The sequence below is a fragment of the Streptomyces sp. NPDC002209 genome, assembly GCF_042890265.1.
GTDB lineage: Bacteria > Actinomycetota > Actinomycetes > Streptomycetales > Streptomycetaceae > Streptomyces.
The window spans coordinates 13,214-28,713 of record NZ_JBIARX010000004.1; the positions used below are offsets into that span (position 1 = coordinate 13,214).

General features: G+C 72.0%; 9 protein-coding genes. 7 read left to right on the forward strand and 2 right to left on the reverse strand.

All coding sequences use genetic code 11. The annotated features are described in order from the left end of the window. Nucleotides 1-16 precede the first annotated feature (16 nt). A complete protein-coding gene (locus ACFYXK_RS09580; RefSeq protein WP_389410579.1) occupies nucleotides 17-1,504 on the forward strand; it encodes a carboxylesterase/lipase family protein in 1,488 nt (495 codons plus the stop codon). Here ACFYXK_RS09580 and ACFYXK_RS09585 read toward each other — a convergent pair. Further along, nucleotides 1,501-3,363 carry a SpoIIE family protein phosphatase gene (locus ACFYXK_RS09585; RefSeq protein ID WP_389410580.1) on the reverse strand — a complete coding sequence of 621 codons (1,863 nt, stop codon included), beginning with the start codon at nucleotides 3,361-3,363 and terminating at the stop codon, nucleotides 1,501-1,503. The genes ACFYXK_RS09580 and ACFYXK_RS09585 overlap by 4 nt on opposite strands. A 606-nt stretch (nucleotides 3,364-3,969) precedes the next feature. On the opposite strand from ACFYXK_RS09585, the gene ACFYXK_RS09590 reads away from it, so the two are divergent. After that, entirely contained in the window at nucleotides 3,970-5,658 is a 1,689-nt protein-coding gene (locus ACFYXK_RS09590; protein ID WP_389410581.1) for an SWIM zinc finger domain-containing protein, read from the forward strand. 489 nt (nucleotides 5,659-6,147) lie between these two features. Continuing rightward, entirely contained in the window at nucleotides 6,148-6,543 is a 396-nt protein-coding gene (locus ACFYXK_RS09595) for a barstar family protein (protein ID WP_389410582.1), read from the forward strand. A 117-nt stretch (nucleotides 6,544-6,660) separates the two neighbouring features. Here the strand turns inward: ACFYXK_RS09595 and ACFYXK_RS09600 are convergent, their stop codons facing one another. Continuing rightward, entirely contained in the window at nucleotides 6,661-8,133 is a 1,473-nt protein-coding gene (locus ACFYXK_RS09600; protein WP_389410583.1) for a hypothetical protein, read from the reverse strand. A gap of 370 nt (nucleotides 8,134-8,503) precedes the next feature. Here ACFYXK_RS09600 and ACFYXK_RS09605 point away from each other — a divergent pair, with 370 nt between their 5' ends. The 4 genes from ACFYXK_RS09605 (at nucleotide 8,504) to ACFYXK_RS09620 (ending at nucleotide 15,446) form a co-directional block, all read left to right on the forward strand. Continuing rightward, on the forward strand, nucleotides 8,504-8,797 hold the full coding sequence (locus ACFYXK_RS09605) for a trypco2 family protein (RefSeq protein ID WP_389410584.1): 294 nt from the start codon (nucleotides 8,504-8,506) through the stop codon (nucleotides 8,795-8,797). Continuing rightward, nucleotides 8,787-11,759 (forward strand): tetratricopeptide repeat protein, encoded by a 2,973-nt coding sequence (locus ACFYXK_RS09610; RefSeq protein WP_389410585.1) that lies wholly within the window; start codon nucleotides 8,787-8,789, stop codon nucleotides 11,757-11,759. The genes ACFYXK_RS09605 and ACFYXK_RS09610 overlap by 11 nt, the downstream gene beginning before the upstream one ends. A gap of 157 nt (nucleotides 11,760-11,916) precedes the next feature. Next, on the forward strand, nucleotides 11,917-13,440 hold the full coding sequence (locus ACFYXK_RS09615) for a serine/threonine-protein kinase (RefSeq protein WP_389410586.1): 1,524 nt from the start codon (nucleotides 11,917-11,919) through the stop codon (nucleotides 13,438-13,440). Further along, the gene (locus tag ACFYXK_RS09620) at nucleotides 13,437-15,446 is read left to right on the forward strand and encodes an ATP-binding cassette domain-containing protein (protein WP_389410587.1); all 2,010 of its coding nucleotides are present in this window, start codon (nucleotides 13,437-13,439) and stop codon (nucleotides 15,444-15,446) included. The genes ACFYXK_RS09615 and ACFYXK_RS09620 overlap by 4 nt, the downstream gene beginning before the upstream one ends. The last annotated feature ends 54 nt before the right edge of the window (nucleotides 15,447-15,500 follow it).

Sequence of the window (15,500 nt, forward strand, 5' to 3'; positions counted from 1 at the left end):
TGGAAGGACGCACTGGATGGGTTTCGCCCAGGACCGCACCGCGCCCGTCGTGAACACTCACTCGGGCATGATCCGCGGCGTCGTCGAAGATGACCTGACCGTGTTCAAGGGCGTGCCGTACGCGGCGCCGCCCGTAGGACCCCTCCGGTGGCGCCCCGCGCAGCCGCATCCAGGATGGAGCGGCACCCTCGACGCGACGAACCACGGCCCCAGCTCGCCACAGGCCGTCCGCGAGGGCGACCCGGTCCTGGGCGGCCACGGCTTCCCGCCCTTCGACGAGGACTGTCTGACGCTCAACGTCTGGACGCCCGGCACCGACGACGCACGCCGTCCCGTCCTGGTCTGGATACACGGCGGCGCCTTCATCTCCGGGTCCGCGGCGATGCCCCACTACTCCGGCGAGACCTTCGCGCGCAACGGCGACCTGGTGGTGGTGAACCTCAACTACCGGCTCGGACCGCTCGGCCTGCTGTCCTTCGCATCGGACGGCAGCGCCGAGTGCCGCAACGTCTGGCTCACGGACCAACTCGCCGCGCTGCGCTGGGTCCGGGACAACATCGCCGCCTTCGGCGGGGATCCCGGCAACGTCACCGTCGCCGGTCAGTCCGCCGGCGCGCTGTCCACCGCGGCACTCGCTGCCCACGCAGGTGACGGCCGTCTCTTCCACCGGGCCATCCTGCAGAGCGTCCCGCTCGCCATGCCCCTCGCCACGCCTGCCGAGTCCCTCGCCCGCACCGCCGCCTATCTGGAGATCGTCGGCGCAGAGGACGAGGACGAACTGCGCGCGATGCCGTGGCCGCGACTGGTCGGGGCCACCGCCGGACTTCTCACGGCCACCATGGAATGGGGGCATTGGACCGCGCCGTTCATGCCGGTGCTCGACGGCGGGACGGCGGCGCAGCAGCCCGCTCTGAACCTGCTCGACGGTCCGGGCGCGGACATCGACGTCCTCGTCGGCTGGACGGGGGAAGAGTCCGCCTTCACCTTCGCGCTGGGCGAGACGTACGCGTCGGCGACGAAGGAACAGGTGATCCGCCGGGCACGGGACAGCTTCGGTGACGGCGCGGCCGAAGCGTACGCGGCGTACGAGGCTGCCCGCCCGGGCGCACGGCCGATCGACGTGCTCATCGACCTGTCCACCGACGAGCTGTTCAGGAAGCCCACCCTGGCGTTCGCAGAGGCGCGGGCGGCACGGGGCCGCCCGGTATGGGCGTACGAGTTCGGCTTCCCCACCCCCGCGCACGACGGCCGCCTGGGCGCACCGCACTGCCTGGACCTGCCGTTCGTCTTCGACAATTTCGACAAGTGGTCGCACGCGCCGTTCCTGGCGGGAATGGACACCAGGATCAGGGACGGCCTCGCCAGGACCATGCACCGGGCGTGGATCTCGTTCGTACGCACCGGCGACCCCAACCACCCGGCTCTGCCGCGCTGGGACCGGTACGACGGGCCGTCCCGCTCCACGATGCGCTTCGACACCGTCACCAGGGCCGTTTCACGCTAGAGGAGCGGCCCGCCGATGGGCTGCTCCGTCCAGATGGTCTTCCCCGTACGGGTGAACCGGCAGCCCCAACGGTCGGTGAGCTGGGCGACGAGGAACAGGCCGCGCCCGCCCTCGTCCGTCTCCCGTGCGCGACGCAGGCGCGGCTGAGTGCTGCTGGGGTCGGACACCTCGCAGACGAGCACCCGGTCGCGGATCAGCCGGAGCCCGACCGGTCCGCCCGCGTATCGGATCGCGTTCGTGACGAGCTCGCTGACGACGAGCTCCGTCACGAAGCTCAGTTCGTCCAACTGCCAGCCGGACAGCTGGCCCACCACCAGCTCGCGGGCCTGCGCGACGAGGGACAGGTCGGCTTCGAGTTCCCACTCGGCGACCCGGTCGGACGCGAGGGCGTGGGTGCGGGCGAGCAGCAGGGCGACGTCGTCGGAGGGCCCTTGACGAAGCACGCCGTCGAAAACGCTCTGGCCGATCTCTCCCAGGGACCGGCTCGTGTTCGCGCCGGCGAGCGCGCTCCTCAGTCTGTCCATTCCTTCCTCGATGTCGCCGCCGCGGCTCCCGACGAGTCCGTCCGTGTAGAACGCGAGCATGCTGCCGGGCCGCACACCGAACTCCGTCACCTCGAAAGGCATGCCGCCGACTCCCAGGGGCGGTCCCGGCAACACGCCGACGAAGACCGGCTGCTCACCGGGCGACACCACGGCCGGCGGCGGATGTCCCGCCGAGGCGGCGGTGCATTCCCGTGTCACCGGGTCGTAGACGGCGTACAGGCACGTCGCTCCGAGCACGGCCGTTTCGGAGCGGGAATCGGCGGTCGTCACCTCGCCGGAGAGACCGAGCACCAGGTCGTCCAGGTGCGTGAGGAGCTCACCCGGATCCAGATCGAGGTCGGCGAGGGTCTGCACCGCAGTCCGCAGCCGCGCCATGGCCGCGGTGGCATCGAGGCCGTGGCCGACGACGTCCCCGACGACGAACGCGACGCGCAACGACGGCAGGGGGATCACGTCGAACCAGTCCCCGCCGACTCCCAGGCCGCCGCCCGCCGGCTGGTAGAGGCCCACGGTCTCCGCGGCGGCACAGTCCGCGGCTGAGCGCGGCAGCAGGCTTCGCTGCAGGGCGACCGCCGACCGGTGCTCCTTGGTGTAGCGGCGGGCGTTGTCCACGCCGAGTGCGGCCCTGGAGACGATGTCCTGCAGCAGGGCGGCATCCTGCTCGCCGAACACGGAAGGCAACTGGCTGCGCCAGACCGTGACGCAGCCGAGGATCAGACCTCGCGCGTAGAGTGGTACCGCTATGGAGGAGTGAGCCCCGCGCGGGACGAACAACGGCAGGCTCGCCGGGTCCACCCCGAGCTTCGCCTGCAGGATGGCGACGTCCGGCACCACCACGGGCAGCCCCTTCATGAGGGGACGCATCAGCGTACTGTCCGTTACGGGAGGAATCGCCTCTCCCACCGCCAGCAGGTCCTCGGCGGAAATCTCCGGGCTCTGCGCGGCAGCGGTCCGGCGCAGGCGGACGTCGCCGCTGGTGTCGAGGTGCGGCGGCTCGTCGCCCACCAGCACCTGCTCGGCGATGTCCACGGTCGCCAGGTCGGCGAAATCGGGGACGAGCAGGTTCACGAGGGTCTCGGCCACCTCGGTCACGTCCAGGGAGGCACCGATGCCCGCGGCGGCGGCGTGGGACAGCCCCGTCCGGAGTCGCCACGCATCGCGCTCGGCTGCCTGCCCTGCGGTTTCCGCCGGTGCGACCAGCACGAGCCACTGCGCGTCGGCGCCGGGACCGCCGGGGGCACGAGCTGCAAGCCGGACGACGGTGCAGTTCAGCGGGACGTCTCGGCCCTCGTGATCACCACCCGGAATGGTCACCTGGTGTGCGGCCGGCCCTGCACCCGTTCCGGCTCGCGGTATCAGCCCGAGGAGGGACGCACAGGTCCGACCCGGCGAGCAGTCCAGCAGCGTCACAGCCCCCTGCGAACAGGCGACGACCACGCCTGCGTCGTCCAGTACGACCGCTGCCGTTTCACTGACGGGCACCGAGGCCGGCCTCGGGCCACGATGCTCGGGTCCACGCATGTCGCCTCCACGCACCGTGACCTTCAGTATCTTCCCCGGGGGGAGACGCGGCGACCCACAGCGAGCCGGTTGCACCGGCAGCCAACACGACCGTTAGGACTGAACGCGTTCAATCACCGTGTCCACGCCCGCGCGACCCGCACCGATCGCGATCGTTGAGGACGCGTCCGGGCCGGCAGAGGCACTCTCGCACCCGGGCGAAAGACGAAACGGGCGTCGAGCGGGCCCGGCAGGCCGAGGAAGAAGAACTCCTCGCCCTGGCCACGCCGATGGGAATCAACGGCCGGCACGCGGTACGCAACCACAGCTCCAACGTGGTGAACCCGGCCCGGGAAACACCCACCGCACGCCTCTTGTTGACCCCGCGCGCACGTGGGGTGGTCCGGTTGAATGGACACCGTGACGCATGCTCTGGGTTTCACCGAGGAAGACCTGCGCCGACTGGCGGGGACGCGCTCCTTCGAGCGCGGGGTCGGCTGTCTGCCGGCGGTGTCCCGGCTGGAGATCGGGTACGAGTCGATCACTGCAATCGTGCACGGCGGCGACGCGTACGAGGTCGAGCTGGCCGAGGACGGGGACGGCCGACTCGGCGGCTGGTGCGACTGCCCGTACGGGCGGGAGGGCAACTTCTGCAAGCACTGCGTGGCCGTGGGCCTGGCCGTCCTGGAACGGGCCGAGTCTGCGCCGCAGCAGCGGTCGGCCGCCGCCTCGCGCAGCCGCCTGCTCGACGCGTGGCTGGAGTCCCGCACCCGTGAGGAACTGGCTGCTCTGGTGAGGGAACAGCTCGCCGGCGACCGTGGCCTGCGCCGTCGACTCGAGCTGCGCGCGGCCACCGCCGGGGAGGACACCGCAGTCGTCCGCGAGCGCATCCTGAGCCTCCTCGACACCCGCTCCTTCGCCCGCTACGGCTACGTCGAGTACGCCGACGCCCACGCCTACGCGCAGCAGGCGGCGGAGGCGGTCACCGCCCTGCGGGCGCTGACGGCCGGAGGCCGGGCCGCCGACGCGGTGGAGGCGGCCCGCGAGGCCCTCCGGGCTCTGGGCCGTACGTACGGGGAGATCGACGACTCGGACGGCCTGATCGGGGACGTCGCCACCGGCTTGGCCGAAGCCCACCTGGAGGCCTGCCTGTCCGCCCGCCCCGACCCGGTCGAGACCGCCGAGTGGCTGGTGCACCACCTGCTGGACGCAGAGAACGAGATCACGGACATCGACCTCTTCGACTACCGGGAGGTCCTGGGTGAGCCGGGCATGACTCGGGCACGCGAACCGGTCGTGGCCGCCTGGCGGAGCAACCCCAAGGCGTGGACCGAGAAGTACCTGATGGAGCGGCTCCTGAAGGCGGACGGCGGCAGCGTGGACGCGCTGGTCGCCGTCCACGCGGCAGACCTCGCCCCGAACGGCCACACCCACCTGGTGATCGCCCGGGAGCTGGAGGGGGCCGGCCGCACGGCCGAGGCCCTGGAGTGGGCCGAACGCGGGCTGCGGGAGGCCGAGTCCGACCGGGGGCCGGATGACGAGCTGGTCGCCTTCGTCTGCGATCGGTACGCGCGGACCGGCCGCTCGGCCGATGTCGTCACGATCCGCCGGGATGCGCTGCGGGCCCGTCCCTCCTTGGCCGCCTACCGGCATCTTCGTACCGCGGCCCGTACGGCCGGGACCTGGGAAGGCACCGAGCGCGCGGGCGCCCTGGAGATGCTGAAGGCCTCCGACCAGCCGATGAAGGGGCGTTGGTACGGCGGCTCGGTGCTGGTGGACGCGCTCATGGACGACGCCGACCTCGAGGCCGCCTGGCAGGCCGCCGCCGACGGGTACGCCGGCCAGCAGCAGTGGCTGGTCCTGGCCGACCGGATCCGTGACAAGCGACCGGCCGACGCGCTGACCGTCTACCTGCGCTGGATCGAGCCGCTGCGCAAGGAGACCGGTGACCGCACGTACGAACGCATGGCGGAGCTGCTGCTCGGCGCCCGCGCCTGCCACCGCACCCTGGGCACCGAGTCCGAGTTCGCCACCTACCTGGCCGCCCTGCGCACCGACCAGAAACGCAAGCGGAAGCTGATGGCGACGCTTGACCGGCACGGGCTGTGAGGACAGCACCACCGCAACCCGTTTCCTGCGTTGACCCGATGGAGCGGCTGCTCGCTCGGTGGCGGACCTGTTCACACAGGACGGGATCTGGGAATGGCCCGCGGGCGATCGCCGCACAGCGGGTCACGATGCCCTTCGCGCCTACTTCACCACGTACCGGGTCGACGGCTACTCCGAGGGCCTCGTGCCGCCCCGGCCGCCGGCTCAGGTGGGGCACCACGAAGACACGTTCCGCAAGGTGGAAGACACCTGGCTGCTCGCCACCCGGACCATTCCCTGTCCTTCGCCGGCCCCACGGAACGTCTCGACACCCCTGACCGGTCATAATCGTGAGGTGATCAGCTCCAGGAACCTGGACTGTGCAGCTCTGCGGCCGACGGTGCCCGGCGGCCTGGGTCACGGGAGGGCGGGCGGGCGGCGGTGGACAACGTGCCCTGGTTGCACGTCACTTCGGAGCGAGGCGCCCTACCTGTCGATCTGCTCCTTCCCGTGACCGGTAGGACGTACGTGGCGCGCCTCGACGGCCGGGAGATGCGCGACACGGACGCAGTGTTCCAGCAGTTCTACGACGGCCTGCGGCTGCCCGACCACTTCGGCTGGAACTGGAACGCCCTCTCCGACTGCCTGCGCGATCTGAAGTGGCTCTCTGCGGACCACCACGTACTGATCATCGAGGCCGCGGACGAGGCCCTGCCCGGCGATGCCACCGGACAGCGGCTGCTCTTCCGGACCCTGCTGACGGCCGGAGAGCGATGGTCCTACGTGCAGAAGCCCGAGGGCATCGAACTGGGCAGGCTCGTAGTCGTGATGCAGTGCGACGCCGCGTCCGTTCCGTCCCTGAAGAATCGGCTGCGGCCGTTCTTGAAAGAGACGTCCTCTCCGTAGGGTCCGGCATGGTGCCCTTCCGCAGGTGGGAGGACGCTTTCCCCCAGCACCGGCATCAGCGTGCACCCGGCGGCCCTCGGTGTCCTCCACCTGCTGCTGGCGACGCGCACTTGATTCTCACAAGCCTGCGAGGGCGAGGATCCTGTGCATGCCCGAGGATGGCAGGTTGGGGTTTGCCGCCGCGGTGGTCGCGACCGATTCCGACGGATCGGCCAGCAGCCGCAGCAGGACCTCGGACGGGAGTCGTGGATGGGCCGCGATGGTGCGGCGCACCATGTGATCGGGATCGGCTGCAAGGCGACGCGCGGATTCCACGGGCAAGTCGAGGTCGCGCGGGGCCAACTGTCGCATTCTCGGGTCAGGGTCAGTGGCCAGACGTCGAAGTACGTCCGTCGGTAGGGGGAAGTCGTCGGCCGGACGCCATGGGACCATCTTGTCCGGACGGTAGGTCCGGTCGATGCGCTCGGCGGTGCCGGGATCGATCCGGTCTCGGGCGTGCAGAGCCATCGTCGTGCGGACGCTGCTTTCCTCGTCATCGAGTAGCCGGGCCACGACCGGTGCAGGGAGGTGGTCGGACATCGCTGCCGAGGCACGGAAGCAGACATACGGCGAGCCCGCATAACGCAGGGGGTCAGCTGTCACCCACGGCAGGCGCAGTCCTCGAAGCTCCGCATGCGCCATCTCGCCCGTGAGCGCCCGTTCGAACGCGTCGCCGTCCAGGGCTTGCTGGTTCGCGAGCCAGTCCGGCGGAGGAACGTCGGACAGGACCTGCGCATGGATCGCAGCGCGGGTCGGGTCCGGGGTGTCCTGACGGGCGAAGATGCGGAGCGTGACCCGCGGGTTGGGGTCCTCGGCGAGCTTGTCGCGCACTGCCGGTGGGAGGTCGGGGTGCTCCGCGAGTTCCTGGCGTACTTCTTCGTCCGGATCGTCGGCGAGCCGACGGGCGGTGTCGGCGTCCAACGTGCAGTGGCGCACCGCCCCGGCGCGCGTGACCGGGTCGGCCAGCAGCGCCGGGACCAGGTCCGCCGGCGGCACGGGATGGGGGATCCGTCGGTAGTAGGTCGCACAGGCGCCTGCGCGTACCGAGTCGTCGGGGTCTGTCAGCAGGAGCCGGCGCACCGGTTCCGGGGCCTGCGTCCACGATTGGGCAAGCGTCGCTCGGACCTTCGGGTCCGAGTCAGCCGCGAGCCGGGCCCGCAGGTCCGGAGGTACGTCATCGCTCTCCGCCAGTTGTTCGCGCACCTGCGGGTCGGCGTCATCGAGTAGCCGCTCGAAGAGCCCGCGCGGTGCGTCGCCCGTGGCAATCGCCACAGCCGCGCGTATCGCGGGTTCCGGGTGTTCGGCGAGTGTCATCCGGAAGGCGTGCGGGAGGCTGCGGTTGAGGGCGAGGGAGTGGGTGAGCCAGAGATCATCGGCGGCAATGATCTCGGCGATCACCTCGTCGCTCAAGTCCGGCCGCTTGGCCACCCTGCCAAGGCCCTTGCGATAGGCGATAAGGCGACGTACGAGCTCGGGCGGCAGTGCGGGGTTCCCCGCGAGCCCTTCCAACACCTTGCCCAGATGGACCGGCAGCGGCGTAGCGTCCGACATGGCGAAGCGCCCCTTCTGTCTCGGTGACCTGACCGCCGAGTCTCTCACGCACGGTCATCGGGGACCGGGCGATCAGCAGGGGCACGGAACACACTGCTCTTGCCTTGGATCCGCGGTCGAAGTCGCGCAGCACACCGGGATCATCCGTTGCAGCAGCCTTCGACTCCTTGCCCTGGTGGATCAAGGCTCGGACCCGACCCGTAGCCAGCCGGCCTGCTCCGTAGCTCGTTCTACGGGGCAACGGCTTGCCTTGGTGAGAGCGAGCGCACCAGAGCCATCGGCGTGCGGTGATGGGTGATGATGTTGACTACCATCGTGGGTAGTTGACATGCGGAACGGCCTGGGGGCTCCTGTGAATGATGCGGTCGAATTGGCGGACATGATTGCGCAGCTGCGCCGGGAGCTGAGCCGTGCGATGTCCGCCGGCGAGGAATCCGACCTGAAGTTCAAGGCGGAGCGCGTCGAATTGGAACTGACCGTGGGAGTGGAGCGGACCAGCGAACCGGGCGTGAAGGTGCGGTTCTGGGTCTTCGACGCCGGCGCCTCGGCGAAGCGCTCGGCCACCGTCACCCAGAAGTTGACCCTCACGCTCCAGCCCGTACGGGCGGACGCGCCCGAGCAGATGGCCCTGATCTCCGGTGACGAGCTGGTCGGTGAGCGCTGAGGCGGCCGCCGGACGCGGCGGACTCGACCCGCACCGCATCGCCGAGGTCATCGTCACCACCGCCGCCGGAGGCGGGCGGCGGGGCTCGGGGTACCGGGTCGGCGACACGACGGTACTGACCGCCTTCCACGTGGTGGCGGGGGCGGCGGAGGTGCTGGTGCGCTTCGACGCCGACCGGCCGGGCCAGTGGGCCGCGACGGCGGAGCTCGCCTGGTCGGATCCCGGAACGGACGTCGCGGTGCTGACCTTCGCGGCGCCGCCCGGCGCGGCTCCCGTCCCGTCCGCGCGGTTCGGCCGCATCGGCGACGACCGCCACGCCGTCATCGACGTCCACGCAGCGGGCTTCCCCCTGTGGAAGCGCCGACGCGGCGCCGACGGCAGGCAGTTCCGGGAACTGCACCAGGCCGACGGGACCGTGGCCGCCCTGTCCAACCTGCGCACCGGAACCCTGGAGATCACGGTCCCCGCGGCGGCCGCCGACCCCGACCCCGCGGTGTCACCCTGGTCGGGGATGTCCGGGGCAGCCGTGTGGGCGGGGCCGTACCTCGTCGGGGTCGTCGCCGAACACCACCGCGGAGAAGGCCTCGGCCGGCTCACGGCGGTCCGCATCGACCACACCCTGCAGCGGGTCGCCGACGGCCCCCGGGCGGAGCTGGCCGCGCTGCTGTCCCTCCCCGATCACGCGGCGCTGCCGGACGTCGGTGCCGAGCCGGACGGCCCGAACGCCCCGGGCCCGCCGGCCTCCTCGACGGTCATCGGGCTGCCGGTCGCGCACGGCCTGGAGCTGTTCAAGGACCGGGCCGAGGCCCGGGACCGGATCGGCCGCCACCTCGCGGACCCGGGCATCCGGATGGTCACGGTCACCGGACGCCGGGGCATGGGAAAGAGCGCGGTCGCCGCCAAGGTCATGGAGCTGCTGGAACGCGGCGAGTGGCCGGGCCACGCCCGGGCGCCGCTTCCGGCGGCCCTGGTCAACCTGAGCACCCGCACCTCCGGGGTCTCCCTCGAACGCCTCTACTTCGACTGCGCCCGCGCCCTGGGTCCCGCGCACGAAGCCCGCCTGCTGGAGGTCTGGGCCGCCGGCCGGCCCGTGCCGGACAAGATCGATGAGCTGTTCGCCGCGATGGGGGACCGGCTCTTCGTCATCCTGGTCGACAACCTGGAGGACCGGCTCTCGGACGACGGCCGGCTCGACGACGAGGAACTCGACACCTTCTTCGACTGCCTCTTCCGGGCCCGCGGCACACCGAGGCTCCTGGTCACCTCGCAGTTGCCGCTGCGCCTGCCGCCCGAGCTGCGCCGGTTCGCCGCCGAGGTCGAGCTGTCCGACGGTCTGCCGCCCGCCGAATCCGTCGCGCTGCTGCGCGAACTCGACCTGGACGGCACCCTCGGTGTGGCGCAGCTCTCGGACGAGGAACTGCTGCAGGCGGCGGTCCGCGTCCACGGGGTGCCGCGCGCACTGGAACTGCTGGTGGGCGCCCTGGCCGACGACACCCTGATGCTGCCGACGCTGGAGGACGTTCTCGAGGACTTCACCCTGCGCGGTGACGTGGTCGCCGGCCTGGCCCAGGACCGCTACCAGCGCCTGGGCGCCGACAGCCGCAGCGTGCTGAACGTCCTCGCGGTGCTGCGCACCCCCGCGCCGCGTGAGGCGGTCGAGTGGATCGCCGGCGGCCTCGATCCCGCCCTCGATGTCGCAGCCGCCCTGTCCGGGCTGCCGCGGATGCGCATGCTGTCGGTGGACCGGGGAACCCGCACCTATGCGCTGCACCCGATGGACGCCGACCTCGCGTACGGTGCCCTGCCGGCCGAAGGCCCGCTGGGGCGGCCTGCGTTGGAGCGGCGGGCGGCCGAGTGGTACGCGCGGACCGCCCCACCCCGCCGGGACTGGCGCACGCTGGACGACGTACAGGCCTACCGGCGTGCATTCGACCACCGGGTGCGGGCCGGGGACATGGACGAGGCGGCGCTCATCATCGGCGCCATCGGGCCGTGGATGGTGTCGCACGGCTCCGTGCTCGCGGCGATTTCCATGCATCTGACACTGGAGGAGCAAGTGAACGACGACCGGGCGCGTCTCGCCCACCTCATCGGCTTCGGGCACGCCCGGTTGAGCGGCGGCCCGCTGACGCACGCGCTCGAGCTCTTCACCGAGGCCGCGGAGGTGGCCGAGCGCATCGAGGACCGTCGTGCGCTCCAAGAGGTCATGTTCGGCCTCGGCGACGCGCACCGGCAGCTGGGCCGCCTGGAGGACGCGACGGGGCCGCTGGCCCGGGCCGGGGCACTGGCCCGGGAGAACGGCGATGCCGAAGCGGAGGCCCACGCCGCCCTCAGTCTCAGTCTCGCCCACAGCACCCTCGGCGACGGGGAGGCAGCCCTCGCGGGCGCCGACCGGCTGGGCGAACTCGCCGCGGCCTCGGGGGACCGGCTCACCGAAGCCCGCTCCTGGAACGCCCGTTTCACGGCTCTGCTGGCCCTGGGCCGCTGGGAGGAGACCGTCGCGGCGGGCGACCGGGCCGTACGCGCCTACGCGGCCGCGGGCGTCCAGGAGGCGACGGACTACGCGCTGAACGCCAAGGGCGTGGCCCTGCTCGCCCTGGGCCGCCCCGAGGAGGCCCTGGCCTGCCTGGAGGAGGCGCTGCGCGCGGCGTCGGCCATGGAGAATCCGCGGACCGAGGGAGTCTGCCTCTACAACACCGCCTGGGCGCAGTGGACCCTGGGCCGGTACGGGCAGGCAGCCGAGGCGGCCGAGCGCTCCGCGGCGTCCCTGCACCGCGCCGGGGCCGCGGAGGCCGTGGCGGCGCAGGCGCTCGGCGAAGCGGCCCGCGCCAGGATGGTGCCCGCTGCGCGCACGGCGGCCGATGCCCTGGACCGGGCGGCGCAGGGCGCCGGCGGCAACGTGGAGATGGTCCGCCCGGCCTGGCTGACCGCGCAGGCCGAGCAGTTGCGCGACCACGCCTGACCTGGAGCCGGCCGGCCGGTCCGGCTCTGCGGCGCCTCGTCGGGGGCAGGTTGTGCGGATATCCGCCCCCGTCAGCGGAGCGGGCTCGTATCGTACGGACCGAGAGGGTGGTCCCCGGCGGGTGCTGCGGGGGCGCCGTGAGCCGGGGAGGGCGCGGGTGAGGGCGATCGGCGACGGGCGGTTCGTGCTGGGCGACGAGCTGGGCCGTGGGGGCATGGGCGTCGTCTACCGGGGTTTCGACACCCGCATCCAGCGCGAGGTGGCGGTGAAGGTCGTCGACGCGGCGCAGCAGAGCCCGGAGACCGGGGCGCGTCTCGAACGGGAAGCCCTCATCAACGGGCGGCTCAACCATCCGAACATCGTGGCCGTGTACGACAGGAACGCCGACGGTGACGAGCAGTACCTCGTCATGGAGCTGGTGCACGGGAAGTCCCTCGCCCACGTGGCTGCCAGGAAGCGGCCGTGTCGGGACGAGGTGCTGCGATGGGCCGGGCACGTCGCCCAGGCCCTGGCCGCCGCTCACCGGCTGGGCATCGTGCACCGTGACATCAAGCCGGACAACGTCCTGCTGGACCGGCGACCGCACCACCCCGAGGTGGCCAAGGTGTGCGACTTCGGCATCGCGCTGCACGACGGGCCGGACAGCGTGCCGGACGCCCGGCCCGCCACGAGTGGCTGGCACGTCCGCGGCACGCGCGGCTACATCGCGCCCGAGGTGCTGCGTGGTGATCGCGCGACACCGGCGAGCGATGTGTACGCGCTCGGTGTCGTGCTGCTCGAGCTGTTCTCCGGGAGCCTGCCGGACCCGGTGGGCCGCAGACTCCCTCGGGAGGTGCCGCCCGATGTCGCGGGTCTCGCTTCGGCGCTGCTGGCCGAGGATCCTGCCGACAGGCCGACCTCGGCCGCTGTGGCGGGCGAACTGACCGCTCTGCTCGCCGGGCGGTCGTCCTCCGATGGGGTGCCGCCTCCCCGTCCGCCGGGGCGCGTGGTGACGGCGCCGGTGTCGGACACCGCCGCCACGGCGACCGTCCGGCGTGGCCGCCCTGAGCGTCCTCTCCCCCACCAGCCGACCGCCCCGGTACCGGCCGGACCGCCTGCGGCACTGGCCGGACCCCGTCCGCCTGCGCGAACGGCCGGGCGGGGCTCGGCAGGCACCGCCGGCGCCCGGCCGTGGCACGCTGCGGCGTATCTCGGGCCGCGTCAGGTGCTCACGGGAGCCGCCACCGTGATTCCCGCGGTACTCGGCTCCGTCACCTGGGCCTTGGCCGTCGGGCTGTTCGCCGCGACGACGGGGCTGGACTTCGGCAGGGCGGGCGGTATCGAGGCGGGGAGGATCGCGGCCGACTGGACGGGCCGTGCGGTTCCGCTGATCGTGCTTCTGGCCTTGCCCCTGATCGCATTGCCCGCCCGGTTCCGGCCGGCGGGTGTTGCGGTCCTGGCGGTGCTGTCCGGCGTCCTCGGGCTCGGTGCCGCTCACGGCCTCCGGGACGCAATGGGACTCGGAAGTGTCGTGCGGCCGCTCCAGGACGCCTCTCCCCTGGTGCTCAAGGGCCCGCTGCTGGATTACAGCACGTTCTGGGGGCAGTGGGTGGGCTGGGGCGGAATCCTCACCGCCGTGCTCGCGGCCGTGCTGACCGCGGGTGCTTGGGCGGTCGGCATCGGCCTCGAGTCGGACGCATGAGCAACGGTGCGGAGTCCTTATCGGGCGCTGCGGGGGTGTCGGATTCCGAGCGGCTGCTCTTCGGCGGCGAACTCGCGTACGACATCGGCTGGGACCGGCACGAGGGCGCCTGGCTGAAGCTCGGGCTGTGGAAGATGGCCAAGGGCCTGCCCCGGCTCGTCGGCACGGGCATCCGGCTCGCGCGCCTCGCCGACGCCCGCGCCCTGCACGTCGTCCTCGGCGCCGAGTTGGGCCGCGGCGTCGCCCAGGCCGTCGGCCTGGTCGCGGTGAACAGCGTGCTCGGCCACATCCTCGCGGAAGGCACGACCAACCAGCGGCTCGTGCGGGCGGTGCCCGCGCTCGTCATCGTGGCCGTGACCGCGTTGCTGGGCTCGCTCCTGCGGTCCGCGTCCACGGCGGCCACCGGCACCCTGGAGCCGAAGGTCCAGCGGGTGGCGACCGAGCGGTATCTGGGCCTGGTGCACCGGGTCGAGCTCGCGGCGGTCGAGGACGACGAGTTCCACCGGCTCCTGGACGCCGCCCGCTACGGTGCCGACTCCGCCCGCCGGATGATCCGGTACTGCACCAACACCCTGAACTCCGTGATCTCGTTGATCGCCGCAGCCGGGGTCCTCACGGTCCTTCATCCCCTGCTGCTGCCGCTGCTGGTCCTGATGACCCTGCCCAGCGCTTGGAGTTCGCTGACGATCTCCAAACAGCGATACGTCTCCTTCCATACCTTCGTCCAGCACGCCCGGGCCGGCCACATGCTGGGGGAGCTGCTCACCCAGCAGGAGGCTGCGGCCGAGGTCCGCGTCCACGACGTCGGTCCGTTCCTCCTGGGCCACTTCAAGAACATGGCCGAGACCAGCGAACGCGAACAGACCCGCCTCGCACACCGGGCCGCCCGGATCGGCCTGGTCGCCGACGGCGCCGGCGGCCTGGCCACCCTGCTCACGTACGGCGCGCTCGGACTGCTGCTGTGGGGCGGGGCCATGGAGCTCGCGGTCGCGGGTACTGCCGTACTGGCGATCCGTACGGGCGCGTCGAGTCTGGACTCCCTCGTCCTGCAGATCACCGAGCTGCACCAGGAGAGTCTCTTCGTCGCCGACTACGAACGCCTGTGCCGTGAGGCGGAGGCCCGGGCCATCCCCGCCTCCGGGGAGGCACTGCCCGAGCAGCTCCGGGAAGTCCGCTTCGAGAAGGTCACGTTCACCTATCCGGGCAGCGGCGGCGAGCAGCCGGAACCGACGCTGCGGGAGGTCAGCCTCTCCTTCCCCACGGGCAAGATCATCGCTCTGGTGGGCGAGAACGGCTCGGGGAAGTCCACCCTGGTCAAGCTCCTCGCGGGCCTGTACTTGCCGGACCCGGACGGCGGCACGATCCGCTGGGACGAGGTGGACGCCCGCGTGGCGGACCGGCGCGAGGTGTTCTCCCGGGTCGCGCTGATGTCGCAGAACTTCTACCACTGGCCCTTCACGTTCCGCGTCAACGTCGGCATCGGGCAGCCCGGCCGGCCGATCGACGATCGGTCGGTGGAGGAGGCGGCGGTCTACTCCGGCGCCGACGAAGTCCTGGCCGGCCTGCCGCGCGGGCTCGGGACGCTGCTGGCGCGCGGCTACCGGGGTGGGCACCAGATCTCCGGAGGGCAGTGGCAGCGCGTGGGGATCGCCCGGGCGAAGTACCGGGAGGCGGAGATCCTGATCGTGGACGAGCCCACCAGCGCGCTGGACGCGGTCGCCGAACAGCGGGTCTTCGACCAGATCAGGGCGCTGGCCGCCACGACCGGGCAGACGATCGTGCTGATCACCCACCGACTTCACTCCGTACGGCACGCCGACCTCATCCACGTGCTCAAGGGCGGCCGGGTCGCGGAGTCGGGGACCTTCGCCGAGCTGATGGACGAGAAGACGGGCACCGGAGACTTCCGCGACGCCTACCTCGTCCAGGCCGCCGCCTTCGACGCCCCCCTCCCCGCCCAGCCGCCCGGCGACCACGACGTGCTGTCCGCCAAGGACGGCACATGACGGCATGCGGGGCCCTCGCCCGGCGGGCAGTCGGCACCCGGTCCCCGACCGGCT